Source organism: Streptomyces sp. NPDC099050 (assembly GCF_044759865.1).
GTDB lineage: Bacteria > Actinomycetota > Actinomycetes > Streptomycetales > Streptomycetaceae > Streptomyces.
In genome coordinates, this window is record NZ_JBIWAE010000007.1 from 180,572 (window position 1) to 207,052 (window position 26,481).

The 26,481-nt window shown below is 71.0% G+C and carries 24 protein-coding genes and 2 riboswitches; of the genes, 10 read left to right on the plus strand and 14 right to left on the minus strand.

Going from position 1 to position 26,481, the window contains the following annotated elements:
- Positions 1-87 precede the first annotated feature (87 nt).
- The gene (locus tag ACIQV3_RS14650) at positions 88-1,068 is read right to left on the minus strand and encodes a GlxA family transcriptional regulator (RefSeq protein WP_403712745.1); all 981 of its coding nucleotides are present in this window, start codon (positions 1,066-1,068) and stop codon (positions 88-90) included.
- Positions 1,069-1,189: 121 nt separating this feature from the next.
- On the opposite strand from ACIQV3_RS14650, the gene ACIQV3_RS14655 reads away from it, so the two are divergent.
- Positions 1,190-2,137: an NADP-dependent oxidoreductase gene (locus tag ACIQV3_RS14655; RefSeq protein ID WP_403712746.1), complete on the plus strand. Its 948-nt coding sequence runs from the start codon at positions 1,190-1,192 to the stop codon at positions 2,135-2,137.
- Positions 2,138-2,152: 15 nt separating this feature from the next.
- Here the strand turns inward: ACIQV3_RS14655 and mnmA are convergent, their stop codons facing one another.
- Entirely contained in the window at positions 2,153-3,289 is a 1,137-nt protein-coding gene (gene mnmA, locus ACIQV3_RS14660; protein ID WP_403712747.1) for a tRNA 2-thiouridine(34) synthase MnmA, read from the minus strand.
- 69 nt (positions 3,290-3,358) lie between these two features.
- Between mnmA and ACIQV3_RS14665 the strand changes: the two genes are divergently transcribed.
- The gene (locus tag ACIQV3_RS14665; RefSeq protein WP_403712748.1) at positions 3,359-4,045 is read left to right on the plus strand and encodes an N-acetylmuramoyl-L-alanine amidase; all 687 of its coding nucleotides are present in this window, start codon (positions 3,359-3,361) and stop codon (positions 4,043-4,045) included.
- A 29-nt stretch (positions 4,046-4,074) separates the two neighbouring features.
- On the opposite strand, the gene ACIQV3_RS14670 is transcribed toward ACIQV3_RS14665, so the two are convergent.
- The 11 genes from ACIQV3_RS14670 to ACIQV3_RS14720 form a co-directional block, all read right to left on the minus strand.
- Positions 4,075-5,238, minus strand: a complete 1,164-nt coding sequence (locus tag ACIQV3_RS14670) for a cysteine desulfurase family protein (RefSeq protein WP_403712749.1) — start codon at positions 5,236-5,238, stop codon at positions 4,075-4,077.
- 403 nt (positions 5,239-5,641) lie between these two features.
- Positions 5,642-6,511 carry a thioesterase family protein gene (locus tag ACIQV3_RS14675; protein WP_403712750.1) on the minus strand — a complete coding sequence of 290 codons (870 nt, stop codon included), beginning with the start codon at positions 6,509-6,511 and terminating at the stop codon, positions 5,642-5,644.
- Positions 6,512-6,604: 93 nt separating this feature from the next.
- A complete protein-coding gene (locus tag ACIQV3_RS14680) occupies positions 6,605-7,261 on the minus strand; it encodes a trimeric intracellular cation channel family protein (protein WP_403712751.1) in 657 nt (218 codons plus the stop codon).
- A gap of 309 nt (positions 7,262-7,570) precedes the next feature.
- The gene (locus ACIQV3_RS14685; protein ID WP_403712752.1) at positions 7,571-8,665 is read right to left on the minus strand and encodes an ABC transporter ATP-binding protein; all 1,095 of its coding nucleotides are present in this window, start codon (positions 8,663-8,665) and stop codon (positions 7,571-7,573) included.
- A 5-nt stretch (positions 8,666-8,670) separates the two neighbouring features.
- The gene (locus ACIQV3_RS14690) at positions 8,671-9,747 is read right to left on the minus strand and encodes an ABC transporter ATP-binding protein (protein WP_403712883.1); all 1,077 of its coding nucleotides are present in this window, start codon (positions 9,745-9,747) and stop codon (positions 8,671-8,673) included.
- An 86-nt stretch (positions 9,748-9,833) separates the two neighbouring features.
- Positions 9,834-10,835, minus strand: a complete 1,002-nt coding sequence (locus tag ACIQV3_RS14695) for an ABC transporter permease (protein WP_403712753.1) — start codon at positions 10,833-10,835, stop codon at positions 9,834-9,836.
- A gap of 183 nt (positions 10,836-11,018) precedes the next feature.
- The gene (locus tag ACIQV3_RS14700; protein ID WP_403712884.1) at positions 11,019-12,755 is read right to left on the minus strand and encodes an ABC transporter substrate-binding protein; all 1,737 of its coding nucleotides are present in this window, start codon (positions 12,753-12,755) and stop codon (positions 11,019-11,021) included.
- 76 nt (positions 12,756-12,831) lie between these two features.
- Positions 12,832-13,824: an ABC transporter permease gene (locus tag ACIQV3_RS14705; protein ID WP_403712754.1), complete on the minus strand. Its 993-nt coding sequence runs from the start codon at positions 13,822-13,824 to the stop codon at positions 12,832-12,834.
- Positions 13,825-14,351: 527 nt separating this feature from the next.
- The gene (locus ACIQV3_RS14710) at positions 14,352-15,092 is read right to left on the minus strand and encodes an enhanced serine sensitivity protein SseB C-terminal domain-containing protein (protein ID WP_403712755.1); all 741 of its coding nucleotides are present in this window, start codon (positions 15,090-15,092) and stop codon (positions 14,352-14,354) included.
- A 67-nt stretch (positions 15,093-15,159) separates the two neighbouring features.
- Positions 15,160-15,870, minus strand: coding sequence for an enhanced serine sensitivity protein SseB C-terminal domain-containing protein (locus tag ACIQV3_RS14715; RefSeq protein ID WP_403712756.1), 711 nt, complete (start codon positions 15,868-15,870; stop codon positions 15,160-15,162).
- Positions 15,871-16,035: 165 nt separating this feature from the next.
- Positions 16,036-16,713, minus strand: a complete 678-nt coding sequence (locus ACIQV3_RS14720; RefSeq protein ID WP_403712757.1) for an AAA family ATPase — start codon at positions 16,711-16,713, stop codon at positions 16,036-16,038.
- A gap of 202 nt (positions 16,714-16,915) precedes the next feature.
- Positions 16,916-17,019: riboswitch (glycine riboswitch) on the plus strand.
- A gap of 184 nt (positions 17,020-17,203) precedes the next feature.
- On the opposite strand from ACIQV3_RS14720, the gene gcvT reads away from it, so the two are divergent.
- The 8 genes from gcvT (at position 17,204) to ACIQV3_RS14760 (ending at position 25,396) form a co-directional block, all read left to right on the plus strand.
- Positions 17,204-18,328, plus strand: coding sequence for a glycine cleavage system aminomethyltransferase GcvT (gene gcvT, locus ACIQV3_RS14725; RefSeq protein WP_403712758.1), 1,125 nt, complete (start codon positions 17,204-17,206; stop codon positions 18,326-18,328).
- Between the two features lie 103 nt (positions 18,329-18,431).
- Positions 18,432-18,812: a glycine cleavage system protein GcvH gene (gcvH, locus tag ACIQV3_RS14730; protein WP_403712759.1), complete on the plus strand. Its 381-nt coding sequence runs from the start codon at positions 18,432-18,434 to the stop codon at positions 18,810-18,812.
- Between the two features lie 14 nt (positions 18,813-18,826).
- On the plus strand, positions 18,827-20,083 hold the full coding sequence (gene glyA, locus ACIQV3_RS14735; RefSeq protein ID WP_266881241.1) for a serine hydroxymethyltransferase: 1,257 nt from the start codon (positions 18,827-18,829) through the stop codon (positions 20,081-20,083).
- Between the two features lie 167 nt (positions 20,084-20,250).
- Complete coding sequence (locus ACIQV3_RS14740; RefSeq protein ID WP_403712760.1) at positions 20,251-21,900, plus strand: APC family permease; 1,650 nt, start codon at positions 20,251-20,253, stop codon at positions 21,898-21,900.
- A 144-nt stretch (positions 21,901-22,044) separates the two neighbouring features.
- Positions 22,045-23,427: an L-serine ammonia-lyase gene (locus tag ACIQV3_RS14745; protein WP_403712761.1), complete on the plus strand. Its 1,383-nt coding sequence runs from the start codon at positions 22,045-22,047 to the stop codon at positions 23,425-23,427.
- A 313-nt stretch (positions 23,428-23,740) separates the two neighbouring features.
- Positions 23,741-24,055: a hypothetical protein gene (locus ACIQV3_RS14750; RefSeq protein WP_403712762.1), complete on the plus strand. Its 315-nt coding sequence runs from the start codon at positions 23,741-23,743 to the stop codon at positions 24,053-24,055.
- Positions 24,056-24,285: 230 nt separating this feature from the next.
- Positions 24,286-24,693, plus strand: a complete 408-nt coding sequence (locus ACIQV3_RS14755) for an SsgA family sporulation/cell division regulator (RefSeq protein WP_403712763.1) — start codon at positions 24,286-24,288, stop codon at positions 24,691-24,693.
- Between the two features lie 169 nt (positions 24,694-24,862).
- On the plus strand, positions 24,863-25,396 hold the full coding sequence (locus tag ACIQV3_RS14760) for a hypothetical protein (protein ID WP_403712764.1): 534 nt from the start codon (positions 24,863-24,865) through the stop codon (positions 25,394-25,396).
- A 34-nt stretch (positions 25,397-25,430) separates the two neighbouring features.
- On the opposite strand, the gene ACIQV3_RS14765 is transcribed toward ACIQV3_RS14760, so the two are convergent.
- A complete protein-coding gene (locus ACIQV3_RS14765; protein ID WP_403712765.1) occupies positions 25,431-26,156 on the minus strand; it encodes a flavodoxin family protein in 726 nt (241 codons plus the stop codon).
- 109 nt (positions 26,157-26,265) lie between these two features.
- Positions 26,266-26,460: riboswitch (cobalamin riboswitch) on the plus strand.
- Positions 26,461-26,481: the final 21 nt, after the last annotated feature.

Genomic DNA, 26,481 nt, shown 5'->3' on the forward strand with positions numbered 1-26,481 from the left:
CGGCTTGTTGATCCGATCCTGCCCGCCGGTGGCCCCGGAGTCGATTACCTTCGGGGTCATCGGTGCGCCGAACGCACCGCCGGAGCATCAAGGGCGGGCGAGAGCGGTCGAGTCGGGCTGGAAGGTGCGCCGGTAGGCGATCGGCGAGATGCCGAGTGCGGAACGCATGTGCTGGCGCAGCGAGTTCGCCGAGCCGAAGCCGGAGCGGTGGGCGACCAGGTCGACGGGGAGGTCACTGGATTCCAGCAACTGGCGCGCCACTTCCAGGCGTTGGCCGGTGAGCCACTGCACCGGGGTCATGCCGACCTCGTCGCGGAAGCGCCGGGTGAAGGTGCGCAGGCTCATCCGGGCGTGGGCGGCCAGCTCGGCCAGGGCGATCGGCTCTCCGAGGCGCTCCAGGGCCCAGGCCCGGGTGGCGGTGGTGGTGGCGACGGTGGGTTCGGGGACGGGGCGGTCGATGTACTGGGCCTGGCCGCCGTCCCGCCACGGCGGTACGACGCACAGCCGCGCGGCACGGTTGGCGACGGCCGTGCCGTGGTCCCGGCGGATCATGTAGAGGCAGAGGTCCACGCCGGCGGCGACCCCGGCGGAGGTCAGGATGTCCCCGTCGTCGACGAAGAGCACGTCCTCGTCGAGCTTGACGCGCGGGAAGGCCCGCTGGAAGGCGGGCGCCTTGATCCAGTGCGTGGTGGCGGGCCGGCCGTCGAGCAGGCCGGCGGCGGCGAGCACGTAGGTGCCGGTGCAGATCGACACCAGCCGGGTGCCGGGGCGGATCACGGCGAGGGCGTCGGCGAGCGGCCGGGGCAGGGGTACGCCCTGCTCCAGGGCCATCATGACGTTGGCCGGCGGGATGATCACCGTGTCGGCGACCGCGAGGGCCTCGGGCCCCGCCGAAACCCCGACCGTGAAGCCCGCGTCGCTGGCCACGGGCTGCCCGTCGACGGTGCAGACGGTCACCTCGTAGAGCGGCTTTCCCGAGTCGTCGACGGCGTTGCCGAACACCCGGGACGGCATCCCGAGCTCGAACGGGGGGACGCCTTCGAGGGCGAGTACGGCGATGCGGTGCATGGCCAGATCCTGTCACAGGGTGGCCGTACGGCCAACACCATGGCATCGCTCCGGAGCCGAAGCTGGTCCGGCAGCAGCACCGGACACACCTGACACAGGTGAAACACCCGAGGAGAAACACATGCGCGCCATCGTCGTCAGCCAGTGGGGCGGACCCGAGGTACTCACCGAGACCGAGCTGGACCGGCCGGAGCCGGGCATGGGCGAGATCCTGGTGAGGGTCCACGCGGCCGGGGTGAACCCGGTGGACTGGAAGACCCGGGCCAGCGGCGCCCTCATCCCCTGGGGCCGGGTCCCGGCCGTCGGCTGGGACGTGTCCGGCACGGTCGAGGCCGTCGGCCCGGGCGTGACGGTGTTCCAGCCCGGCGACGAGGTCTTCGGCATGCCGCGGTTCCCTGTCCAGGCGGGCGGCTACGCCGAGTACGTGACGGCCACGGCCCGGCACTTCGCCCGCAAGCCGGAGACGCTCGACCACGTCCAGGCGGCGGCCCTGCCGCTGGCCGCGCTCACCGCGTGGCAGGCGCTGACCGACACCGCCGGCGTGCGGCCGGGGCAGCGGGTGCTCGTACACGCTGCGGCCGGGGGCGTCGGACACTTCGCCGTCCAGATCGCCAAGGCGCTCGGCGCGTACGTGATCGGCACCGCCAGTGCCGCCAAGCACGAGATGCTCCGCTCGCTCGGGGCGGACGACCTGATCGACTACCGGACCACCGACTTCGAGGACGCGGTGTCTGAGGTCGACGTGGTGATCGACGCCATCGGCGGCGACTACGGGGCGCGCTCCCTGAAGGTGCTGCGGCCCGGCGGACACCTGATCACATTGAACGGCCCGGACGACGTACCGGCCGACGCGGAGGGCTTCCGCACCGGCTGGACGCTCGTCGAGCCGGACTACGCGGGCCTTAAGGCGATCGCCGCCCTGGTCGCGGAAGGCAGGCTCCGCCCGGTGATCGACACGGTCCTGCCCCTGTCGGAGGCGGCGAAGGCCCACGAGATCGGCGAGCAGGGCCGGACCACCGGCAAGATCGTCCTGACGGTGGTCCGACCGAGCGGCCCGACGGAGGCCTGACGCCGGCCCGACCGCTCAGACGGAGGCCGCGGTCGCCCGGGTGGTCGCGGAGATCGTGGCCGAGCCCACCACGCGGGTGCCGTCGTAGAGGACGATCGCCTGGCCGGGGGCCACGCCCCGGACCGGCTCGCCGAAGCGGACGCGCAGTTCGCCCTCCACCAGCTCCGCGAAGACCTCGGTCTCGCCGCCGTGGGCGCGCAGCTGCGCGGTGTACGTGCCCGGGGCGGCGGCGGTGGATCCGCACCAGCGGGGGCGGATCGCGGTGAGGGCGGTGACGTCCAGGGCCTCGACGGGGCCGACGGTGACGGTGTTGTTCACCGGGGAGATGTCGAGGACGTAGCGCGGCTTGCCGTCGGGGGCCGGGTGGCCGATCCGCAGGCCCTTGCGCTGGCCGATGGTGAACCCGAAGGCGCCCTCGTGGGTGCCGACCTTCTCGCCGGTGGCCTCGTCGACGATGTCGCCCTCGGCCTTGCCGAGGCGGTTCGCCAGGAAGCCCTGGGTGTCTCCGTCGGCGATGAAGCAGATGTCGTGACTGTCGGGCTTCTTCGCGACGGCCAGGCCCCGCTCCTCGGCCTCGGCGCGGATCTCTTCCTTGGTGGTGAGGGTGTCGCCGAGCGGGAACAGCGCGTGGGCGAGCTGCTTCTCGTCGAGCACGCCGAGGACGTACGACTGGTCCTTGGCCATGTCGGAGGCGCGGTGCAGCTCGCGCGTGCCGTCCTCGTTCAGGACGACCGTGGCGTAGTGGCCGGTACAGACGGCGTCGAAGCCGAGGGCGAGGGCCTTGTCGAGCAGCGCCGCGAACTTGATCTTCTCGTTGCAGCGAAGGCAGGGGTTCGGGGTGCGCCCGGCCTCGTACTCGGAGATGAAGTCCTCGACTACGTCCTCGCGGAACCGCTCGGCGAGGTCCCAGACGTAGAAGGGGATGCCGATGACGTCGGCGGCGCGGCGGGCGTCGCGGGAATCCTCGATCGTGCAGCAGCCGCGGGCCCCGGTCCGGAAGGACTGCGGGTTCGCGGAGAGGGCGAGGTGGACACCGGTCACGTCGTGCCCGGCTTCGACGGCGCGGGCGGCGGCGACGGCGGAGTCCACACCGCCGGACATGGCGGCCAGGACGCGGAGGGGGCGGGGGACGCTCGGCAGGTTCTCAGTCATAGCACCGTCCAGGGTACGGGGGAACCGCGCGGGCTCACAGCGCGTTCTCGGTGGCAGGGGGTGGATCACATGGGGAGCACGAGCGACAAGGGCGGTACGGGCAACAAGGGACGGCCCGGGCGGACCCGCCGGGTGGTGCTGTTCGGCGGGCTCGGGGTGGTGGCGGCCGCGGCGATCGCCGGGCGCGATGAGATCGGGCGGGCCTGGTGGCTGGTGCCCGGGGTGTCCAAGCCGCGGCAGGACGGCGACCTGGACCACGCGGGGGCCTCCTGGACGGCGGCCTCTCCGGCGAACTGGCGGCTGGCGGACCGGCCGGCGGACTACCGGGTGGACCGGATCGTGGTGCATGTCACCCAGGGCGGCTTCAAGTCCTCGGTGGACGCCTTCAAGAATCCGTTCCACCGGGCGTCGGCGCACTACATAGTCGGCCAGGACGGCCACATCGAGCAGATGGTGCGCGAGCTCGACGTCGCCTTCCACTCGGGCAACCGCTCCATGAACGAGCGCAGCGTCGGCATCGAGCACGTCGGCTTCGTGGACCGGCGACAGGACTTCACGGACGCGATGTACGCGGCTTCGGCGCGGCTCGCCGCCGACGTGTGCAGGCGCTACGGCATACCCGCCGACCGCAAGCACTTCCTCGGCCACTCCGAGGTGCCGGGAGCCGACCACACGGACCCCGGCCGCCACTGGGACTGGGACCGCTACCTCCGCATGGTCAACGAGGCCGGCGCCTCGAGCGCCCGGCAGGCGTAGGCCTGCCGGGCGCCCTAGCTGAGGCCCGCCTAGCTGAGGCCCGCCGTACGGGCGCGGGCGACGGCCGGCCCGATGGCGGCGGCGACCGCGTCCACGTCGGCCTGCGTGGAGGTGTGGCCGAGGGAGAAGCGCAGGGTCCCCCGGGCCAGGCGCGGGTCGGTGCCGGTGGCCAGCAGCACGTGGCTGGGCTGCGCCACGCCGGCCGTGCAGGCGGAGCCGGTGGAGCACTCGATGCCCTGGGCGTCGAGCAGGAGCAGCAGGGAGTCCCCCTCGCAGCCCGGGAAGCTGAAGTGGGCGTTGGCGGGGAGCCGGCCGGCCGGGTCGCCGCCCAGGACGGCGTCGGGGACCTCGTGGAGCACGGCGGCGACGAGCCGGTCGCGCAGGGCGCCGATCTCGGTGGCGAACCGCTCGCGCCGCTCGGCGGCGAGGACGGCGGCCACCGCGAAGGCGGCGACGGCCGGGACGTCGAGGGTGCCGGAGCGCACGTGCCGCTCCTGGCCCCCGCCGTGCAGGACGGGTACGGGGCTCTGGTCGCGGCCGAGCAGCAGCGCGCCGATCCCGTACGGCCCGCCGACCTTGTGGCCGCTCACGGTCATCGCGGCGAGGCCGCTGTCGCCGAAGCGGACGTCGAGCTGGCCGAAGGCCTGGACGGCGTCGGAGTGCAGCGGGATGCCGTACTCGCGTGCGACGGCGGCGAGTTCGGCGACCGGCATCACGGTGCCGATCTCGTTGTTGGCCCACATGACGGTGGCCAGCGCGATGTCGTCGGGGTCGCGCTCGACCGCCTCGCGGAAGGCCTCGGGGTGCACGCGCCCGTAGCGGTCCACGGGCAGGTACTCGACCTGCGCCCCTTCGTGCTCGGCGAGCCAGTGCACGGCGTCGAGGACGGCGTGGTGCTCCACGGGGCTGGCCAGGACGCGGATCCGGGCGGGATCGGCGTCGCGGCGGGCCCAGTAGAGCCCCTTGACGGCGAGGTTGTCGGCCTCCGTGCCGCCGGCGGTGAAGACCACCTCGCTCGGACGGGCCCCGAGTGCGTCGGCGAGGGCCTCGCGGGCCTCCTCGACGGTGCGGCGGGCGCGGCGGCCGGCGGCGTGCAGGGAGGACGCGTTGCCCGTGACGGCGAACTGCGCGGTCATCGCCGCAGCGGCCTCCGGCAGCATCGGGGTGGTGGCGGCGTGGTCGAGGTAGGCCATGATCCCCCGATTCTACGAGCCCCCCGCACCCCCGCTTCCCCGCCGGTGCCTTACGGCTCCCTGACGAGGCCCGCCCCCCTCCCGGCGGCCCGCCGCGGGGGTCGCAGCCGCCTGCGTGGCGCTGCGCGGGCGGAGGTCCCCTACCCTCCCTTCCACCGTTCCCAGGGCTCCGCCCTGACCCGTCGGGCCCCGGGCTGCACCCGAGGCCCTGGGGCTCCGCCCCAGACCCCGGCAACGGGTCCGGGTGGAGCCCGGGGAACGGGCGAAGGGCGGGTAGGGGACCTCGCCCCGCAGGGTCAACGCACCCGCACCCGCCCACCGGCCCCGCGCCGGGACGGCGGTGGCGAGCACCCCGCCCCAGCCGCCACCGGACGGAGTCCGGCGCAGCGGTGCGAGCGCCGCGTCAAGAGGAGGCGGCAACCACCCGCGGAGCGCTCGCCAGCTGGCGGGACTGGGCCACCAGGCGGTCCGCCGAGTCCCAGACCTCCGCGTCCTCCTCCAGGAAGCCGCCCGCCAGGTTCCGCGTGGTGATCGACACCCGGAGCGGGCCGGGCGCCGGACGGTGGCGGATGTGGGTGGTGAGTTCCACCGTCGGGGTCCAGCCGAGCAGGCCGAGGTCGAAGGAGGTCGGCGGGAGCGCGTCCACCGCCAGGAGGAGGGAGAAGGGGTCCGCGTCGCGGCCGTCCGCGAGCTCGAACCAGGACCGCATCTCCCCCTTGCCCGAGGGCTGTCCGACGGCCCAGCCGGCCGTCGCCGGGTCCAGGCGGAGCCGGAGCCGGTCCACGATGGCGGAGCTGCCGGGGATCGGGGCCGGGCCGGCCTCGGGGCCGAGGCAGTCCTCGTAGGCGGGGATCGCGGGCGGGAGGGCCGTGGTGTGGACGGAGTCCGGGAGCGCGGCGAGATCCCCGTAGGAGGCGAGGACGCGGATCCGCTCGATCTCGGCGCCGCTCTCGTCGAACTGGAAGAGGGAGGCCTGCCCGGTGGAGAGCGTACGGCCGACCCGTACCACCTCGGTGCGGATCACGGCGGGGCCGGGGACCGACGAGGTCAGGTAGTGCGCGGAGACCGTGAAGGGGTCCGGGTGCGGCAGGGCCGACGACAGGGCGCGGCCGACGAGGGCCAGCAGGTATCCGCCGTTGACGGCGGTGATGATCGTCCACCCGGCGGAGAGGTCCGCGTCGTACACACCGGGCTCGCCCGCACGGGCGGTGACGGTGGTGTCGCGGTCGAACTCGCTGTCGCCGATGGAGGCCTTGGCAGCTGCGTGTGACATGGAACGACCGTACACCCGAACCCTACTAAGCGGTAGCTTTGTTCGATGTGGTGACGGCGACGACGGCTACGGCCACGGTGACGACGGCTACGCCTACGGCTCCTCCGCCACCGACGAGCGGCGGTTCCACGCGAGCGGTGCCCGCCAGTGGTAGCGGATGGCGAGCAGCCGCAGCACGAAGGTGGTGACGATCGCCAGGCCCGTCGTGAGGGCGTTGAGGTTGTCGAAGCTGATGAACAGCGCCACCATCGAGGCGCCGATGACGGCCGGAACGGCGTACATCTCGCGGTCGCGCAGCAGCGAGGGCACCTCGTTGACGAGGACGTCGCGCAGGACGCCGCCGCCGACGGCGGTCGCCAGGCCGAGCGCGGCCGAGGCGGTGAGGCCGAGCCCGTACTCGTAGGCCTTGGTCGTGCCCGTCACGCAGAAGAGCCCGAGGCCGGCCGCGTCGAAGACGTTGATCGCGCGGTTGATGCGCTGGACCTCGGGGTGCAGGAAGAAGACCAACGCGGCGGCGATCAGCGGTGTGACGAAGAACCCGAGATCGCTGAAGGCGGCGGCGGGGGTGGCGCCGATGACGATGTCGCGGAACAGGCCGCCGCCGAGGGCGGTGACGAGCGCGAGGACGACGATGCCGAAGACGTCGAAGTTCTTGCGTACGGCGAGCAGGGCGCCGGCCGTGGCGAAGACGAAGATGCCCGCGAGGTCCAGTCCGTGCTGGACTCCGGGCGGGAAGAGATCGTGGAGCACGGGGTCATTCTGCCGGTCGCCCGCGGCGTGCTCGAACGTGTGTGGCGCGGCCCCGGCTCCGAAGGGGCGGCAGGACCCTGCCGGGGCCGGGCCGCACCCGTGGGGCCCCGAACCGTGGCCGGGTGCGGCGCCGCCGTCAGGGGCTCCGCCCCGTCAGGGCTCCGCCCCCGAACCCCCGCGCCTCAAACGCCGGCAGGGCCGACTTCACCCGGAGGCGCCGCGAACGGTCGGCGGGCGCGGCCGAGCCGCCCGGCGCCGCCCGAGTCCGAGTCGGGCGGCGGGGGGCGGCCGCGTCAAGCCGTCAGGGCCTCAGACCGTCGGGCCGGCCACCGCGTCCGCCGCGCCCGGCAGGGCCGGGTCGCCCGGAACCTGGTCGGGGGCGTTCTCCGGGTGGTGGCAGGCCACCTGGTGGCCGGTCTTCAGCGCGAGCAGCGGGGGCTCCTGCGTGGTGCAGACCTGGGTGGCCTTCCAGCACCGGGTGTGGAAGCGGCAGCCGCTCGGCGGGGAGATCGGGGAGGGCACGTCCCCCTTGAGCAGGATGCGGCCGCTCTTCGCTCCGCGCCGGCGCGGATCCGGCACCGGGACGGCCGACATCAGGGCCGTGGTGTACGGGTGCATGGGCGCCGTGTACAGGGACTTGTTGTCCGCGAGCTCGACGATCTTGCCCAGGTACATGACCGCGATCCGGTCCGACACGTGCCGGATGACCGACAGGTCGTGGGCGATGATCACGTACGTGAGGCCGAGCTCCTCCTGGAGGTCGTCCAGCAGGTTGACCACCTGGGCCTGGATGGAGACGTCCAGGGCCGAGACCGGCTCGTCGGCCACGACGAGCTTCGGCTTCAGGGCCAGTGCGCGGGCGATGCCGATGCGCTGGCGCTGGCCGCCGGAGAACTCGTGCGGGTAGCGGTTGTAGTGCTCCGGGTTGAGGCCCACCAGGGAGAGGAGGCGCTGGACCTCCGCCTTGAGGCCGCCTTCCGGCTCGACTCCCTGGAGCTTGAACGGGGCGCTGACGATGGTGCCCACCGTGTGCCGCGGGTTCAGCGATCCGTAGGGGTCCTGGAAGATCATCTGCACGTCGCGGCGCATCGGGCGCATGGCGGACACGCTCAGGTGCGTGATGTCCTTGCCCTCGAACTCGACCTTTCCGCCGGTCGGTTCGAGCAGCCGGGTGATCAGCCGGCCCATGGTCGACTTGCCGCAGCCGGACTCGCCGACGATGCCGAGGGTCTCACCGGGGTAGACCTCGAAGTCGATGCCGTCGACGGCCTTCACGGCGCCGGTCTGGCGGCGCAGCAGCCCCTTGGTGATGGGGAAGTGCTTGACCAGGCCGGTCACCTTCAGCAGCGGTTCGGGGGACGAGTCCGCCTGCGCGGGAACCGTGCCCGTTTCCGTCTTCTTCATATCGGTCACAGGTTCGGCGCAATCTCTTCGGTCCAGATCCGGTTCCGCTGCTCCGGGGAGAGGTGGCAGGCGGCCCAGTGCCGGCCGTCGCCCTCCCCGGCTCCGTCGACCAGGGCCAGTTCGGGCCGCTGGGTACGGGTGATGCCGCCCTTGGGCAGGTCGGCGTACGGGCAGCGCGGGTGGAAGGCACAGCCGCTGGGGATGTTGATGAGGCTGGGCGGCGAGCCCTTGACCGGGATGAGGCGGTCGGTCTGGTCGCGGTCGATGCGGGGCATGGAGCCGAGCAGGCCCCAGGTGTAGGGGTGGCGCGGCTCGTAGAAGATCTTCTCGGCGCTGCCGCGCTCGACGCACCGGCCGCCGTACATCACGAGGATGTCGTCGGCCATCTCGGCGACCACGCCGAGGTCGTGCGTGATCATGATGACGGCGGAGCCGAACTCCTTCTGCAGGTCCCGGATCAGGTCCAGGATCTGCGCCTGGACGGTGACGTCCAGGGCGGTGGTCGGCTCGTCGGCGATGAGCAGTTCGGGGTTGTTGACCAGCGACATCGCGATCATCGCGCGCTGGCGCATGCCGCCCGAGAACTCGTGCGGGTAGGAGTCGACGCGCTGCTGGGGCTCCGGGATGCCGACGCGGTCGAGCATCTCGACGGCCCGCTTGCGCGCCGTCTTCTTGTCGACGTCGTGGTGGGTCCGGTAGGCCTCGACGATCTGCTTGCCGACCGAGTAGTACGGGTGCATCGCGGACAGCGGGTCCTGGAAGACCATGGCCATCTTGCGCCCGCGCAGCGTGCGGACGTGGTCCGCGTCGGCCTGTACGAGGTCCTCGCCGTCGAGCACGACCTCGCCGGAGATCTGCGGCCGGTTGCGGACGTGGCCGGTGCGGTGCAGACCCATGATGGCGAGCGAGGTCACCGACTTGCCGGAGCCGGACTCGCCCACGATGCCGAGGGTCTTGCCGCGCTCCAGGTCGAAGGAGAGCCCGTCGACGGACTTGACCAGGCCGTCGTCGGTCGGGAAGTGCACCTTGAGGTCGCGCACCGAGAGGAAGGCCCGGTCCCGGGTCCCGCCCTGCTCGGGCACGAAGGCGGGGGTGGGGGTGGGCGCGGGGGCGGACGCCTCGGCGGACGCGGAAGCGGCGTCCGCGGCCGCGGTGGGGTGGTTCTCGGTCACGTCAGCCTCACGCGCGGGTCGATGACCGCGTACAGCATGTCCACGATCAGGTTGGCCAGCACCACGAAGAGCGCTGAGAGCAGGGTGACCCCCATGATCACCGGGAGGTCTCCCGAGCTGATGGCGGAGACGGCGGCCGTTCCCAGGCCCTGGAAGTTGAAGGTCGTCTCGGTGAGCACCGCGCCGCCGAGGAGTCCTCCGAGGTCGAGGCCGAACATCGTCACGACCGGCGTGAGGGTCGAGCGCAGGGCGTGCTTGCGGATGACCACGCCCTCCTTGAGGCCCTTGGCACGGGCGGTGCGGATGTAGTCCTCGCCGAGGACCTCCAGCATCGTGGCGCGGGTGATGCGGGCATAGGTGGCGGCGAAGAGGAAGGCCAGGGTCACCCAGGGCAGGATCAGGGAGTTGAGCCAGGCCACCGGATCCTCGGTGAGCGGTTTGTAGTTGGAGACGTCCAGCCAGCCGAGGCCGTAGACGAAGATCGCGGGGGCCACCATGCCGGTGAAGAAGATCGGCAGGGACACACCGGCGAGCGCGCCGATCATGACGGTGCGGTCGACCGCGGTGCGGCGTTTGAGCGCCGAGATCACACCGGTGGCCACACCCGCGATCACCCAGATCACGGCAGCGCCGAGAGCGAGCGAGAGGGTGACCGGCATGCGGTCGACCAACGTGTCCCAGACGGGCACCTCGGTCTTGAAGGAGTAGCCGAAGCACGGGGCCGCACAGTGCGTGATCTCGGTGCCGCCGTCGTAGTCCCGGCCCGTGAAGATGCCCTTCATGAAGATCAGGTACTGCTCGGAGACGGGCTTGTCGAAGCCCATCTTCACCCGGATGCCCGCCAGGGCGGTCGCGTTGGTCTCGCGTCCGGCGTACATGAGCGCCGGGTCGCTGCCGGTCAGCTTCGGGACCGCGAAGAAGATGCCGAAGGTGACCGCGGAGACCACCAGCAGCGTTGCGGCGACGTTGAAAAGTCGCCGTATGAGGTAGACGAGCACTGCAGTCGGCCGCTCGGGCCGGCGACCGCCGCCCCTTGTGGGGACGGCAGCCGCCGCCTGCGGCCTTCACCTGCCCTTCGGACTAGCGCATGTGCGGTGAAGGCGAACCAGCTGTGTCTGACGTGCCGCGGGCCCTGGGCCGCCCGGCGGGGCCGGGCGGCCTGGGTTCCCCGGCGGTCGCGACTACTTCATGACGCCGATGGTGGCAAGGTCGATCTTGCCCATCGAGTCGTTGAAGTAGACGTTGGTCAGGCGCGGGTTGTGGTAGACGAAGGCCTTGTCGAAGTTGATCGGCAGGTAGAGGGCCTTCTCCATGATCTTCTGGTTGATCTGCGTGTAGAACGGCGCGGCGGCGTCCGGGGTGGCAGCGGCGGCGGCGGTCTTGAACAGCCCGTTGATCTCCGGGTCGTTCGTCATCGTGTAGTTGTTGTTGCCGTTCTTCAGGATGAACGTGCCGTCGATCAGCGGCTGCAGGAAGCCCGAGCCGGAGTTGTAGTCGGCGCCCCAGCCCATGACGATGATGCCGTAGCCCTTGGCCTTCACGTTCTCGGGCGAACCGATGACGGAAGAGGAGAGCTTGCCGTCGTACTGGTCGATCGTGGCCTTGATGCCGACCTTGTCGAGGGCCGCCTGCAGGGACTCGGCGGACTTGACCTCGGGGGCACGGTTGTTGCGGACCGCGATGGTCGTGGTGAAGCCCTCGGGCTTGCCACAGGCCTTGAGCGCTTCCTTGGCCTTGTCGACCTGCGGCTCGCCCTTGGTCAGGCCGAACGGGTCGTACTTCTTGTCGGAGCCGGGGATGCCGGGCGGCAGCATGTTCGCGCCGAGGTCACCGCTGGTCGGGCCGCCTCGGGCCGTCTGCAGGGACTTCGGGTCGGCCGCGTAGATGACGGCCTTGCGGCACTCGATGTTGTCGAACGGGGCGACGGTCGTCGGGAAGGCGAAGTAGCGGATGTAGCCCGTGAACGGGTTGTCCGCGTTGGCCTTGAGCGCCTCGTCCTTGAGGACCTTGTTCTTGCCGGCGGCCTGCATGCCCGTGCCGTCGACCGCGAGGTCGATGTCACCGGAGAGCAGACGCGAGTCCATGTCGTCCGGGTTGGTGGTCACCGTGAAGCTGACCGAGTCCGGCAGACCCGTACGGATCGTGTCCGTCTTCGGGTCCCAGTTCTCGTTGCGGACGAACTTCGCGCCCTTGCTCGCCGTGAACTCCGCCACCTTGTAAGGACCGGTGGAGACAGGCTTGTTGGTGTAGGTGGCGCCCGTGTCCTTGCCCGCGGGGACCGGGGAGGAGGACGGCATGGCCAGCAGGTACTTGAAGTCCGAGTTGGGGCTCGCCAGGTTGAAGACGATCGTCTTCTCGTCCGGCGTCTGGACGGACTTCAGACCCATCTTGTCCGGGTCGGTGTCCTTGTACGGGCCGGGGTACTTCTGGCCCTGGTCGAGGATGTCGATCAGGTACGTGGGACCGCCGGACAGCACGTCCTGCGCGAAGACGCGCTCGATGCCGTACTTGAAGTCCTTCGAGGTGATCGGCGTGCCGTCCTCGAACTTGACGCCGTCCTTGATCTTGACGGTGTACGTCTTGCCGTCGTTGCTCAGGACCGGGTCGCCCGCGGCGAGGTCCGGGACCAGCTTGGTGCCCGCCTCGCCCGGCTTGCTGTCGTACGCGAACAGCTGGCGGATGTAGAGGCGCTGCAGGTTCCAGACGAAGCCGTAGTAGGCGCGCGCCGGGTCGAGGTAGTCGACGTCCTGGGGGGACCAGAGCTTGAGCTCTCCGCCCTTGGTGGTGGACGGGTTCACGACACCGGTGGTCGCGGCATTGAAGGCCGCGGCGCCGGCGGCCGGCTTGTCCTTGGACGGGGCCTTGGCCTCGTCATCGCCGCCACACGCCGCGGCGGACATCGACAGGGCAGCGACCATCGCGGTGATCGCGAGCGCCTTCTTTCTGCGGATCACGTTGTTCAACCTCCGTTGGTGGGTGACACGATGAAGTGGTTCAGCTGCCCTTGGGGTCGAGTGCGTCACGCAGCCCGTCCCCGAAGAGGTTGAACGCCAGGACGGTGATGAAGATCGCCATGCCGGGAACGACCATGTACATGGGGTCGTCCTGGTAGATGGGGATGGCGTCGGACAGCATCTTTCCCCAGGAGGCCGTGGGCGGCTTGACGCCGGCGCCGAGGAAGCTGAGGGCCGCCTCCGTCAGGATGTTCGTCGGGATGATCAGCGTCGTGTAGACGAGGATCGGCGCGAACAGGTTCGGCAGCAGCTCCTTGATCAGGATGTAGCCGCGGCCGGCTCCGAGGCTGCGCGCGGCCTCGACGTACTCCCGCTCGCGCAGCGAGATCGTCTGGCCCCGCACGATGCGGCCGATGTAGGGCCATCCGAAGAAGCCGATGACGACCACCAGCACGCCCATCCGGACACCCGAACCCGTGAATCCCCACAGGGAGTTGGGAACGACGGAGACCAGCGAGATGGTGAACAGCAGCTGCGGGAAGGCCAGCAGCAGGTCCATGGTGCGGCTGATGACGCCGTCGACCCAGCCGCCGAGGAAACCGGCCAGGGCGCCCAGCAGGCTGCCGAGGACGACGGAGACGAAGGCGGCGAGGAAGGCGACGGTCAGGGAGATGCGGGCGCCGTAGACGATCCGGCTGAACACGTCGCGGCCGTTGGTCGGCTCCACGCCCAGCAGGAAGTCGGAGCTGATGCCACCGAAGGATCCGAGCGGCGTCCCGAACTCCGGGTCGAGCAGATCCTCGTGGAACTCGTTGGGCGGGTGACCCAGCAGGCTCACGATCAGCGGGGCGAAGACCGCCACCAGGATCAGGAGGATCACGACCACGCCGCCCGTCAGCGCGACCTTGTCGCGCCTGAGCCGCATCCAGGCGATGCGGCCGGGCGAGCGGCCTTCGATGGCCTTGGCTGGGACGTCGGCTACGGACACGGGAGCGGGAGTCTCCGCGCTCGTGTCATGCAGTGGTGCCGTCATCGTGGTGGGGACCCCTCTCGGCCGACGGGTGAGCCGGCCCATGCCCGCCGCTGTGGCGGCGTTGGTGCGGAGTGGCGCTCGGAGTGCGAGGTGCGAAGTGCGAGGTGCGAGGTGCGAATGCGTTCTGCGGAACGGGTACTGCTCAGGCCGTGCGTGACGGGCATCGCTGGTGGTGCGCGTGGTGCCGTACGAAACAACAAGCGAAATTCCCGCGACGGGCTCGCCCTTGGAGGACTGACCCGCTCTTGGGTGGGGAGTCTTCATCGGGCGCTCGATCAGCCGCCAGACCCGCAGGTGAATGGATGCGCAACCGTGATCTGAGGGTCGGGTTCCCGTTATCCGGACTTCACTGTCATCTCAGCGGAGCAAGACAGCCTGTTCGGTGCGGAATCGGACATGGCGCCCAACTCAGCCTACGAGCATGCCTATTGGGCGTACATCAGCGTCGAAATCAGGACAACGCAAAGGCCGCACGGAACGACTGTTCCGTGCGGCCTTGGCCCCTATGTCTCAACGAGCGGGACGTCTCAGTAGGCGGGCGCCTGACCCTCGCGGTCGTAGAAGGGGCGGGTCCGCGCCCGCAGCCACATCGCCACCGGATCGTGCTCGTCCGCGAGCGCGACCGTGCACACGGGCACCCCCTCGGGGACCGCGCCGACCGACTGGCGCATCATCTCCCGGACCGATTCCAGGGCGTGCGCGGAGGCGTCGTACAGGTCGAGCCCGACGGCGAGGTACGGGGACCCCAGCGCGGGCTGCACCCAGGCGCGGCGCAGCGAGCGGACGGCGGGCGTGCGGTGCGCGTGCTGCGTGAGCAGCCCGTAGAACTGCGGCAGCTCGATGGCGGGCTCGGACAGCCGCAGCGGGCCGGCCGGCATCCGGTCCAGCCCGGTGGCGATCCGGCGCAGGTCGGCCCAGGGAAGGCCGACGCCGCCGCCCTGGGCGTGCGGATTGAGCCACAGCCCCCAGCGGTCGGGGTAGAGGGCCCGGGCGATGTCCCGGCCGGTGACCACCTCGTACCCGCGGTTCCAGCCGCTGGCGGCCAGCTCCTGCGGGGAGGTCACGCAGGGCGCGTACCCGAGGCCATCGACCTCCATGCCGCCGTACTGGGCTTCGGGGGAGCCGGGCTGCCCCTGCCAGAGGAGCATCCACAGCCGTCCCTCGGCCAGGGCGTGCAGGAGAGACTCGTAGCTCTCGTAGCGCCCGGGAGTCACCTGGCGCAGCATGTGCTCGACCTGCCCGACCGCGGCCGTGCCTGACGCACTCACCCGGTACCCCTCTTCGTCTGTTCGTCCGCCCGTCGTCCACGCGTGTCGGCCACCAGCTTAAGCGTCACTACGGCAGGTAGAAGGGGCGTACGCGCTCACGTATGTAGTCGACGACCGGGTCTTCCGCGGCGTCGAGCAGGATCAACTGCACCGGCCAGGGCGGTGGTACGCGGGTCAGGGCGCGGCCCAGCGCGTCCATCGGGGCGTTTCGCATCCCGGGCTCCCATCCCATCAGGTGGACGCCGACGTAGAGCTCCGGCGTGCCGCCCTCGACGCTGGCGAGGCAGCGGTGCGCGGAGGCGACGACTCCGGTGGCGCGGAACTCCTCCGCGGCGGCGGCCAGGAACGCGACCGGGTCCTCCTGCCAGTCCGGCTCGTAGAGCCGGACCCGGCCACCGGTGGCCGGGCCGTCGAGCGGGCCGCGGCCGGCGCGGCAGAGCTCCGCGACGGCCGGTGGGGGCAGTGGCACCCCGACGGATCCCTCGGGGTTGACCGCGATGCCGAGCTGCGGGGGCAGGCCGCGGGCGAACTCCGTGGCGGGGGCGACGGCGAAGTCCATGCCGGGCCCGGCGCAGGCGCGGAACTGCTCCTCGGAGCTGTAGACGGGCACGTACGCGGCGCCGTCGATGTCCATGGTGGGCAGGCTCAGGCTGTTCACGCCGCCGGGCAGCGGGATCCACAGGTCGCTCCGCCCGAGGACCTCCAGGATCCGCCCCCCGGCCTCCGCCTGTCCGAGCGCCGCCCCGAGCACCTGCTCCAGCTCGTTACCCGGCCACATGTACGTCTCCGCTCGCTCGCCTTGGTCTCCACCCGTGGTTCTCGAGCCGAGATTCCCGGGATCCCCGAGATTAACGGGCGCCCGCGGCACCCCCGCCGGGGGCCGCCCGCGCGGCCGGCCGTACGCAGCCCCTACGACTCCTCGCGCCGCCCCGCCCGGCTTCCGCTAGCGGAAGCCGATCGACGTCAGCCGCGACGCCGCCGGGCGGTCCAGCAGGGTCACCGAGGCGCAGCCGGCCGGCGGGCGGCCCTCCTCGGCCTCGCGCAGCAGCCGGGCCACCGCGCCGCGGTGCCGGGCGAAGGCGTACGCCGACACCCCCCGGCCCCGCGCCGCCTGCCCGGCCCGGGCCTCCTCGGGGGTGGTGTCCAGCAGCACCATGTGCAGCGCGCGGCCGCGCCGCCGGGCCGCCGAGGCCAGCAGCGCCCGGACCCAGCTCTGCGTACCGCAGTCGTGGACCACGGCCGGGGCCCCGGAGCGGAGCACCCGCCACAAGCCCCAGTAGTGCGCGATCCGGACCGCCGGCCGGTACACCGCATAGGGCAGGGCGGCCGGCATCCGGCGCTCCCACCGCTCGCGGGCGTCCTGGGAGTCGATGCCGCCGCCCTCGGCGGCCCGCTTGATCAGGGTGCTCTTGCCTCCGCCGGGCAGCCCGGAGACCACCACGACGTCGCCGTCGGCGAAGCGGAGCCGCCGCGGGCCCTCGGCCCCGCGCAGGTCCCGTACCGCGCCGGGCTCCCCGGCCGCCACCGGGTCCCGTACGAGGCCGCGCTGCGACGGCACGCCGCCGACCGCACCCTCGACGGCGCCGGTGTTCGTCGCCGCCAGTACTCCGAATCTCCGCACAGTGCTCGCCTCCCCCGCGCCGGGTCACCTGGACCCGTTCCCCCTGAGTGTAAAGAGACGGTAATCCGGGGTGTCCGGTTCCGCTCCGCTTCCGCGCCCGTTCCGCTCCGGTTCCGCTCCGCTTGCGGCCCCCCTCCCCCATTCGGCCGCACACCGTGCAATGATGTGCGCCATCTGGACACCTAACTGCATACCGGCCGCTTGAATCCGCGCGGGAGAGTCCCGGCACGCCGCAAGGCGGTGCCCGGGCGCCGAAGGAGCAAGTACCTCCCTTGAATCTCTCAGGCCCCGTACCGCGTGGATGAGGCAGATCTGAAAAGCGAGCCGCGCCACCGCCCGTGAGGGCCCCGGCGACGGTTCCACCCAAGGTGCAAGTCGATGGCCTTCCCCTGGAAGCGGGGAACTCTCGGCGAACCTCTCAGGTTCCGATGACAGATGGGGAGGAACTCCTCCTCGTCATGTCATGCCCTGGGACCCGGGAGCCACACCCATGAGCACTGCCCCCCGCCTGACCGCCCTCGATGCGCTGCACCGTTCCCTCGGTGCGACCATGACCGACTTCGCGGGCTGGGACATGCCCCTGCGGTACGGGAGCGAGCGCGACGAGCACAACGCCGTCCGCACCAGGGCCGGCCTCTTCGACCTCTCCCACATGGGCGAGATCACCCTGACCGGCCCCGAGGCCGTCAAGGTCCTGGACTACGCCCTGGTCGGCAACATCTCCACCGTCGGCGTCGGCCGCGCCCGCTACACGCACATCTGCCGGGAAGACGGCGGGATCCTGGACGACCTGATCGTCTACCGCCTGGGCGAGACCGCGGCCCCCGAGTATCTGGTCGTCGCGAACGCCTCCAACGCCCAGGTCGTCCTGGACGCGATCACCGAGCGCGCCGCCGGCTTCGACGCCGAGGTCCGCGACGACCGCGACGCGTACGCGCTGCTCGCGGTGCAGGGTCCGGAGTCCCCGGGCATCCTCGCCTCCCTCACCGACGCCGACCTGGACGGGCTGAAGTACTACGCCGGTCTGCCCGGCACGGTCGCCGGGGTGCCCGCGCTGATCGCCCGTACCGGCTACACCGGCGAGGACGGCTTCGAGCTGTTCGTCTCGCCCGAGCACGCCGTGGAGCTGTGGCAGGCGCTGACCAAGGCGGGCGAGGGCGTCGGCCTGGTCCCGGCCGGCCTGTCCTGCCGCGACACGCTGCGCCTGGAAGCGGGCATGCCGCTGTACGGGCACGAGCTGACCACCTCCCTGACCCCGTTCGACGCGGGTCTGGGCCGGGTCGTGAAGTTCGAGAAGGAGGGCGACTTCGTCGGCCGCGCCGCCCTGGAGGCCGCCGCCGAGCGCGCCGCCTCCAAGGCGCCCCGCAAGCTGGTCGGCCTGATCGCCGAGGGCCGCCGCGTACCGCGCGCGGGCTTCTCCGTGACCTTCGACGGCCAGGTCGTCGGCGAGGTCACCTCGGGCGCCCCGTCCCCGACGCTGGGCAAGCCGATCGCGATGGCGTACGTCGACGCGGCGCACGCCGCGCCCGGCACCTCCGGCGTCGGCGTGGACATTCGCGGTACGCATGAGGCGTACGAGGTCGTGGCCCTGCCGTTCTACAAGCGGCAGAAGTAGCCCCGCACCCCACCGCACCGCGTCGCACCGCAGGACGGCGCGTCGCGCCGGTCCGCAGGACCACCGTTCGTATCCACTCCCCCGCATCCAGGAGAATCAGGTCATGAGCAACCCCCAGCAGCTGCGTTTCAGCAAGGAGCACGAGTGGCTGTCGGACGCCGTCGACGGCGTCTCGACGGTCGGCATCACGGAGTTCGCGGCCAACGCGCTCGGTGACGTCGTCTACGCCGATCTCCCCGAGGTAGGCGCCACGGTGACCGCGGGCGAGACCTGCGGCGAGCTGGAGTCGACCAAGTCGGTCAGCGACCTGTACTCCCCCGTCACCGGCGAGATCGTCGAGTCCAACCAGGACGTCATCGACGACCCGGCCCTGGTGAACTCGGCTCCGTTCGAGGGCGGCTGGCTCTTCAAGGTGCGCGTCACGGAGGAGCCGGCCGACCTGCTCTCCGTCGACGAGTACGCCAAGCTCACCGCCGGCAACTGACCCAGGGAACCCTGATGTCTGTACTGAACACTCCCCTCCACGAGCTCGACCCGGACGTCGCCGCCGCCGTCGACGCCGAACTCGTGCGCCAGCAGTCCACCCTGGAAATGATCGCGTCGGAGAACTTCGCTCCGGTCGCCGTCATGGAGGCCCAGGGCTCGGTCCTGACCAACAAGTACGCCGAGGGTTACCCCGGCCGCCGCTACTACGGCGGTTGTGAGCACGTCGACGTGGTCGAGCAGATCGCGATCGACCGCATCAAGGCGCTCTTCGGCGCCGAGGCCGCGAACGTGCAGCCCCACTCGGGCGCGCAGGCCAACGCGGCCGCGATGTTCGCGCTGATCAAGCCGGGCGACACGATCATGGGCCTGAACCTGGCCCACGGCGGTCACCTGACCCACGGCATGAAGATCAACTTCTCCGGCAAGCTCTACAACGTGGTCCCGTACCACGTCGACGAGACCGGCGAGGTCGACATGGCCGAGGTCGAGCGCCTCGCCAAGGAGTCCAAGCCGCAGCTGATCGTCGCGGGCTGGTCCGCCTACCCGCGCCAGCTGGACTTCGCCGCCTTCCGCCGCATCGCGGACGAGGTCGGCGCGTACCTGATGGTCGACATGGCGCACTTCGCCGGCCTGGTCGCCGCGGGTCTGCACCCGAACCCGGTGCCGCACGCCCACGTCGTCACCACCACCACGCACAAGACCCTCGGCGGTCCGCGCGGCGGTGTCATCCTGTCGACGCAGGAGCTGGCCAAGAAGATCAACTCCGCGGTCTTCCCCGGTCAGCAGGGCGGCCCGCTGGAGCACGTGATCGCGGCCAAGGCCGTCTCCTTCCTCGTGGCGGCCTCGCCCGAGTTCAAGGAGCGCCAGGAGCGGACCCTGGAGGGCGCGAAGATCCTCGCCGCCCGCCTGGTCCAGGACGACGTCAAGGCCGTGGGTGTGGACGTCCTCACCGGCGGCACCGACGTGCACCTGGTCCTGGTCGACCTGCGCAACTCCGAGCTGGACGGCCAGCAGGCCGAGGACCGCCTCCACGAGGTCGGCATCACGGTCAACCGCAACGCCATCCCGAACGACCCGCGGCCGCCGATGGTCACCTCGGGTCTGCGGATCGGTACGCCGGCGCTGGCCACCCGCGGTTTCGACGCCGAGGCCTTCACCGAGGTCGCCGAGATCATCGCCCAGGCGCTGAAGCCCGCCTACGACGCCGATGACCTCAAGGCGCGCGTCTCGGCGCTCGCCGCGAAGTTCCCGCTGTACCCGACGCTCTAGGCGCCGGCCTGAGAGGGCCCGGCCTTGTTTTGCACAGGGCCGGGCCTCTTTCATGACCAAAGCCCCAGGTGGAGGCGACCTAGTGCCACTGAATCTTCCAATTAATGGCAAATAGGCTCCGGATAAAGGAAAGACCGCACCCCCTGGCAGGACGGACAGCACACCCCATGGACATGAGCGCAGCGAACAAGAAGGGACTCAGTCTCTTCGCCCTGATCATGATCGGGCTCGGCTCGATCTTCGGATCGGGCTGGCTCTTCGGGGCGGGTCAGGCGGCTGCCGTCGCAGGACCCGCGGCGATCATCGCCTGGGTCATCGGTGCCGTCTTCATCGGCATGATCGCCATGTCCTACGCGGAGGTGGGCGCCGCCTACCCGCTGCCCGGCTCGATGGCCCGCTTCGGCACCATCTCGCACGGGCCGGTGCTCGGCTTCATCACCGGCTGGGCGGTCTGGATCGCCATCGCAGCGCTGATCCCGATCGAGTCCATCGCCGGTACGCAGTACATGTCCTCCTGGAACTTCGGCTGGGCCAAGGGCCTGGTCGAGAACGGCGGCCTGACCACCTCCGGCATGGCGATGGCACTGTTCCTGACCGTGGCCCTGTGGCTGGCCTGCTACTGGTCGGTCGCACTGCTCGCCAAGGCGAACAACCTCCTCACCCTGGTCAAGTTCGCCATCCCGGTGCTCGCCGTGATCGCCCTGATCGCCTCCGGCTTCCACACCGGCAACTTCACCGACCACGGCGGCTTCGCCCCCAACGGCTGGTCCGCGGTCATGACCGCCGTCACCACCTCCGGCGTGGTCTTCGCCTTCAACGGCTTCCAGGCCGTCGTCAACCTCGGCGGCGCCGCCAAGAACCCCGGCCGCGCCATTCCGCTGGCCCTGGTGGGCGCGCTCTCCCTCGGCCTGGTCATCTACCTGGCCCTGCAGATCGCCTTCATCGGCGGCGTCCCGCCGGAGAAGCTCGCCGAGGCCGGCGGCTGGAGCGGCATCAACTTCTCCTCGCCGTTCGCCGACCTCGCCAAGATGCTGATGCTGCACTGGGTCGTCACGATGCTCCAGTTCGGTGCCTTCATCTCCCCGTCCGGTGCCAACATCGGCAACGTCGCCTCGGCCTCGTACATGGCGCAGAACCTCGCGGACACCGGCTTCTTCCCGAAGAAGATCCGCGAGGTCCACCCGAAGTACGGCACCGCGCGTCCCGCGATGTGGCTCAACCTCGGCTTCTCGGTCCTGCTGCTGGTCACCGTCGGCCACAGCTGGGAGGCCCTGGCCAGCGTGGTCTCCGCCGCGATGGTGGTCTCGTACCTGATCGGCCCGATCGCGGTCGGCGTCTTCCGCAAGACCAAGCCCGAGCTGCCGCGCCCCTTCCGCCTCCCGGCGGCGAGCATCCTCTGCCCGATCACCTTCGCCTTCGCCGCCTGCGCCCTGTACTGGTCCAAGTGGCCGGACACCGGCAAGGTGGTGCTGCTCACCCTGGTCGCCGCCCCCATCGCGGCGATCGTGCTCAAGCGCAAGGGTGAGAAGAACCTGGCCAGGCAGTTCGCCCCGGCCTGGTGGATGATCGCCTTCCTGCTGTGGCTGGGCACGCTCTCCGCGCTCGGCAGCAAGGAGTTCGGCGGCCACGGATTCATCCCCGGCGGCGTGGACATCGCCCTCGTGGGCGTCTCGGCCCTGGGCTTCTACTTCTGGGCCGTACGGTCCGGGGTCAAGGCCCACCACGCGGGCCTGCCGGGCCCGGACCCGGTCCTGGACGCCCCCGCGGGCGAGGCCGGCACGGCAGCCGCACCGGAGCGCGAACTGACCCACGCCTGAGCGCCCCCCTCCCGACCCGTCCGGCGGCCGAGCCGTTCACCTCACCGAGTTAAGCTCGGCTGCCGGACAAAATCCGCAGATCACCCCTCTCCACCCCTCCTGCCCACGCTTCCCACCCACGAGCAGACATAGGAGTCCGCAACCGTGGCCATCTCCGTCTTCGATCTCTTCTCGATCGGCATCGGTCCTTCCTCCTCCCACACCGTCGGACCGATGCGCGCCGCGCGCATGTTCGTCGCCCGGCTCAAGAAGGACGGCGTCCTCGCCCAGACCGCCTCGGTCCGCGCCGAGCTCTTCGGCTCGCTCGGCGCCACCGGGCACGGCCACGGCACCCCCAAGGCGGTGCTGCTGGGCCTGGAGGGCCACTCCCCCCGCACCGTGAACGTGGAGACCGCCGACGCCGAGGTCGAGCGCATCCGCCAGAGCGGCCGCCTGCGCCTGCTGGGCACGGAAATAGGTGACGGCCACGAGATCGACTTCGACGAGCCGAACCAGCTGATCCTGCACCGCCGGCGCTCGCTCCCGTACCACGCGAACGGCATGACGCTCTTCGCGTACGACGAGGCGGGCACCCCGCTGCTGGAGAAGACGTACTACTCGGTCGGCGGCGGCTTCGTCGTGGACGAGGACGCGGTCGGCGAGGACCGGATCAAGCTCGACGACACCCCGCTGAAGTACCCCTTCCGCAGCGGTGACGAGATGCTGCGCCTCGCGAACGAGACCGGCCTGTCGATCTCCTCGATGATGCTGGAGAACGAGAAGGCCTGGCGCACCGAGGACGAGATCCGCGAGGGCCTGCTGGAGATCTGGCGCGTCATGCAGGCCTGTGTCTCGCGCGGCATGTCCCGCGAGGGCATCCTCCCCGGTGGCCTGCGGGTCAAGCGCCGGGCCGCCTCCACGGCGCGCCAGCTGCGCACCGAGGGCGACCCGATGATGCACCGCAGCGAGTGGGCGACCATCTACGCGATGGCGGTCAACGAGGAGAACGCGGCGGGCGGCCGGGTCGTCACCGCCCCGACGAACGGCGCGGCGGGCGTCCTGCCGGCGGTCCTGCACTACTACATGAACTTCGTGCCGGGCGCGGACGAGGACGGCGTGGTCCGCTTCCTCCTCGCGGCGGGCGCGATCGGCATGCTCTTCAAGGAGAACGCCTCGATCTCCGGCGCCGAGGTCGGCTGCCAGGGCGAGGTCGGCTCGGCCTGCTCGATGGCGGCCGGCGCGCTGGCCGAGGTCCTGGGCGGCACCCCGGAGCAGGTCGAGAACGCGGCCGAGATCGGCATGGAGCACAACCTCGGCCTGACCTGCGACCCGGTCGGCGGCCTCGTGCAGATCCCGTGCATCGAGCGCAACGGCATGGCGGCGGTCAAGGCCGTCACCGCGGCCAAGATGGCGATGCGCGGCGACGGCAGCCACAAGGTCTCCCTCGACAAGGTCATCAAGACCATGAAGGAGACGGGCGCCGACATGAAGGTCAAGTACAAGGAGACGGCCCGCGGCGGCCTCGCGGTCAACGTCATCGAATGCTGACACCGAAGCGACTGCCCGCCTGAGGCGAGCACACGAGAAGGGGCCCGGCGCGCACTGCGCGCCGGGCCCCTTCCGCAACTCGCCATCTGCTCGCCATCCATAGGTGGGTTACGCCAGTAACTTCGTTCGGGATTGGGTGGGATGTGAGGTTTGACGGAAGGCTGATCACGCTTGAGGGGGAACAAGACGGTCTGAGCTGGTTTCTTGATGATCAAGTGCGCCAGGGTGGGCACACGACGTCGCGTCCACACCCCCGACGGTCGGCCAACCGTCTTGGACCACAGCCGTTTTGCTCAACTGGAGGACTTGAATCATGGCAAGCACCCGCAGCATCCGCGTGATGGCGGCCGCCGCATCGCTCCCCCTCGCCTTCGCGCTCCTCTCGGGAGTCGCCCAGGCCGACAACGGGGCCGGTGCGGCCGGGACCGCGTCGAACGCGGCCCTCGCCGGCGTCCTCGGCAGCGGGGTCGGCGGCAGCAACGCCGGCAACTCCTCCACCGCCCAGCAGGTCGCCTCGGGCTTCGGTGCCTCCAACCAGAACAACGGCGCCCAGGCCAACGGTTCGGGCTTCACCGCGATCGGCCAGTCCAACGCGCACGAGTCCTTCATCTACAACCCGCTCCCGTAGTTCCGGCCGGGGCCCCGCCCCGGCCGCGCACGCCCTTCCACCGAGCCCCGCCCTCCCCCCGGAGGGCGGGGCTCGGCGCGTCGGGCGGACCCGGGCGAAGTCGGGCCGAGCGGCCCGGCCGAAGGGGACCTTCGGCCACGGACGGGCGGCCGGAAGGTGGGCTAGCTTGCCCAAGTGGGCCCGACGCACGTGCGCCGGCGGGACCCCACCCCGAGAGAGAGGCGCCCCGCATGACCGGCACCGAACACCGCGTCCTCCCGCTCCGCCTGGAGGCCGCTCCCGCGCCCGCCCCGGTGCGGGGCGTCTTCGTGTACCGCAGCGATCGGCCCTACGAGATCTCCCTCGACTTCGAGGGGGCCGGCATGCACCTCGCCCACTGGGTCTTCTCCCGGGAGCTGCTGCTCGACGGCCAGGTCTGCGCCACAGGCGAGGGCGACATCCAGGTGTGGCCGCGCTGGAAGGGCACCGAGCCGCGGGTGTTCCTCGCCTTCAGCAACGGCGCGCAGTCCTGCGTGATGTCCGCCCGGGCCAAGGACGTACAGGCGCTGTGCCGCCGGATGACCGAGCTGGTGCCGCGCGGCCGGGAGCACCTGTACTACGACCTCGACGCCGAGCTGAGCTCCCTCCTGCCCAGCTGAACCGGCAAGCGGGCGAAGCGGGCGGGAGCGGCCGGGACCGGCGCCACCGACGGGAGCCGGCAGACCGGATGAACCCGGTGAACCCGGTGAACCCGGTGCAACCGCAGCCGTACCAGGCGCGTCTTCACGGATGACACCGTTCCCCGTCTCTCGGAATCGAGGGGACGCCATGAACCGTCCACGCCGCCGGCAGGCCACCGCACTGGGGTTGGGCGCACTGCTCGCCGCCACTCTGGCCTTCGCCGCACCGGCCTCCGCCGCAGCCACGACCGCAACCCCCACCACGCCGGCCACCACCGCCACCGTCACTCCGCTCGTCGTCAATGCCCGCTGGGGCGGTCACTGCACGTACGACCGGGTGGTCATCGACCTGCAGGGATACGTACCCGAGGTCACCGTCACCCCCGTCCCGAAGCTGATCTACGACGGGTCCGGCAAGCCCGTTCCGCTGGCCGGGCGGTACTTCCTGGAGATCCGCCTGAACCCCGCCGCCGGACACGACGACGCGGGCAACAGCGTCTACCGCGGGCCCAAGCTCCTCAAGATCTACCTGCCCAAGCTGAAGGGCATCGCCCTGACCGGCGACTACGAGGGGTACGTCACCTTCGGCGCCGCCTTCGACACCAAGCCCGCCTACACCTCGTTCAAGCTGCACGCCCCCGAGCGCTTCGTCCTGGACATCGCGCACCCGAACGTCTGCTGAGCGCGCACCGCCGGCGGGATACGGGGCCCGGCCGCTACCGGTGCTCGGGATTAGGGAAGTCGAAGCGGCAGCCCGCGTCCCACAGGGAGCGCTGGTTGCCGTGCGCCGGCATCCCGCCGGACCGCTTGAGCAGGGCGGCCAGATGCATGAGGTTCCAGCTCATGAAGGTCGTGTTCCGGTTGGTGAAATCGTTCTCGGGGCCGCCGGATCCGGGGTCCAGGTACGAGGGTCCGGGTCCGGCCTCGCCGATCCATCCGGCGTCGGCCTGCGGGGGGATCGCGTAGCCGAGGTGCTGGAGGCTGTAGAGGATGTTCATGGCGCAGTGCTTGACGCCGTCCTCGTTGCCGGTGATCAACGCCCCGCCCACGCGCCCGTAGTAGGCGTACTGGCCCTGGTCGTTCAGGATCGAGGAGCAGGCGTAGAGCCGCTCGATGACCTGCTTCATCACCGAGCTGTTGTCCCCGAGCCAGATCGGGCCGCACAGCACCAGGATGTCGGCGTCCATGATCTGGCTGTAGAGCACCGGCCACTGATCGCCCTCCCAGCCGTGTTCGGTCATATCGGGCCAGACACCGGTGGCGATGTCGTGGTCGACGGCCCGGATGAGCGAGGTCCGGACCCCGGCCGCCTCCATCACCGCGCGGCTCTTGCCGATCAGGCCCTCGGTGTTGCTGGGCTCGGGCGACCGCTTGAGCGTGCAGTTGACGTACACGGCGGTGAGATCGGAGTAGTCGAGGTCCTTCGCGGGGTCGGTAGCCACCCGCCCAGCCTCGCCGGGGCCCGTCGGAGCCGCCACCGGGCCGCACCCGTCCGGGGCCGTCGCGGCCCGGTACGACGGGGGCGGGTTTGTGAGCGGTCCGTGCGGCCGACTAGGGTCAGCGGGCCTTGGTGTTCGGGAAACCGGTGAGAAACCGGTGCGGCCCTCGCCACTGTGATCGGGAAGTCCGGCTCCACTCCTGCGGGAAAGCCACTGGGCTGCGCGGGAGGTTCCGCGCTGCCCGGGAAGGCGGGGCATGGACGTCAACCCGTGAGCCAGGAGACCGGCCGGGGCGCGTTGTCCATCCACGAGGTGCTGGAGAGGTCTC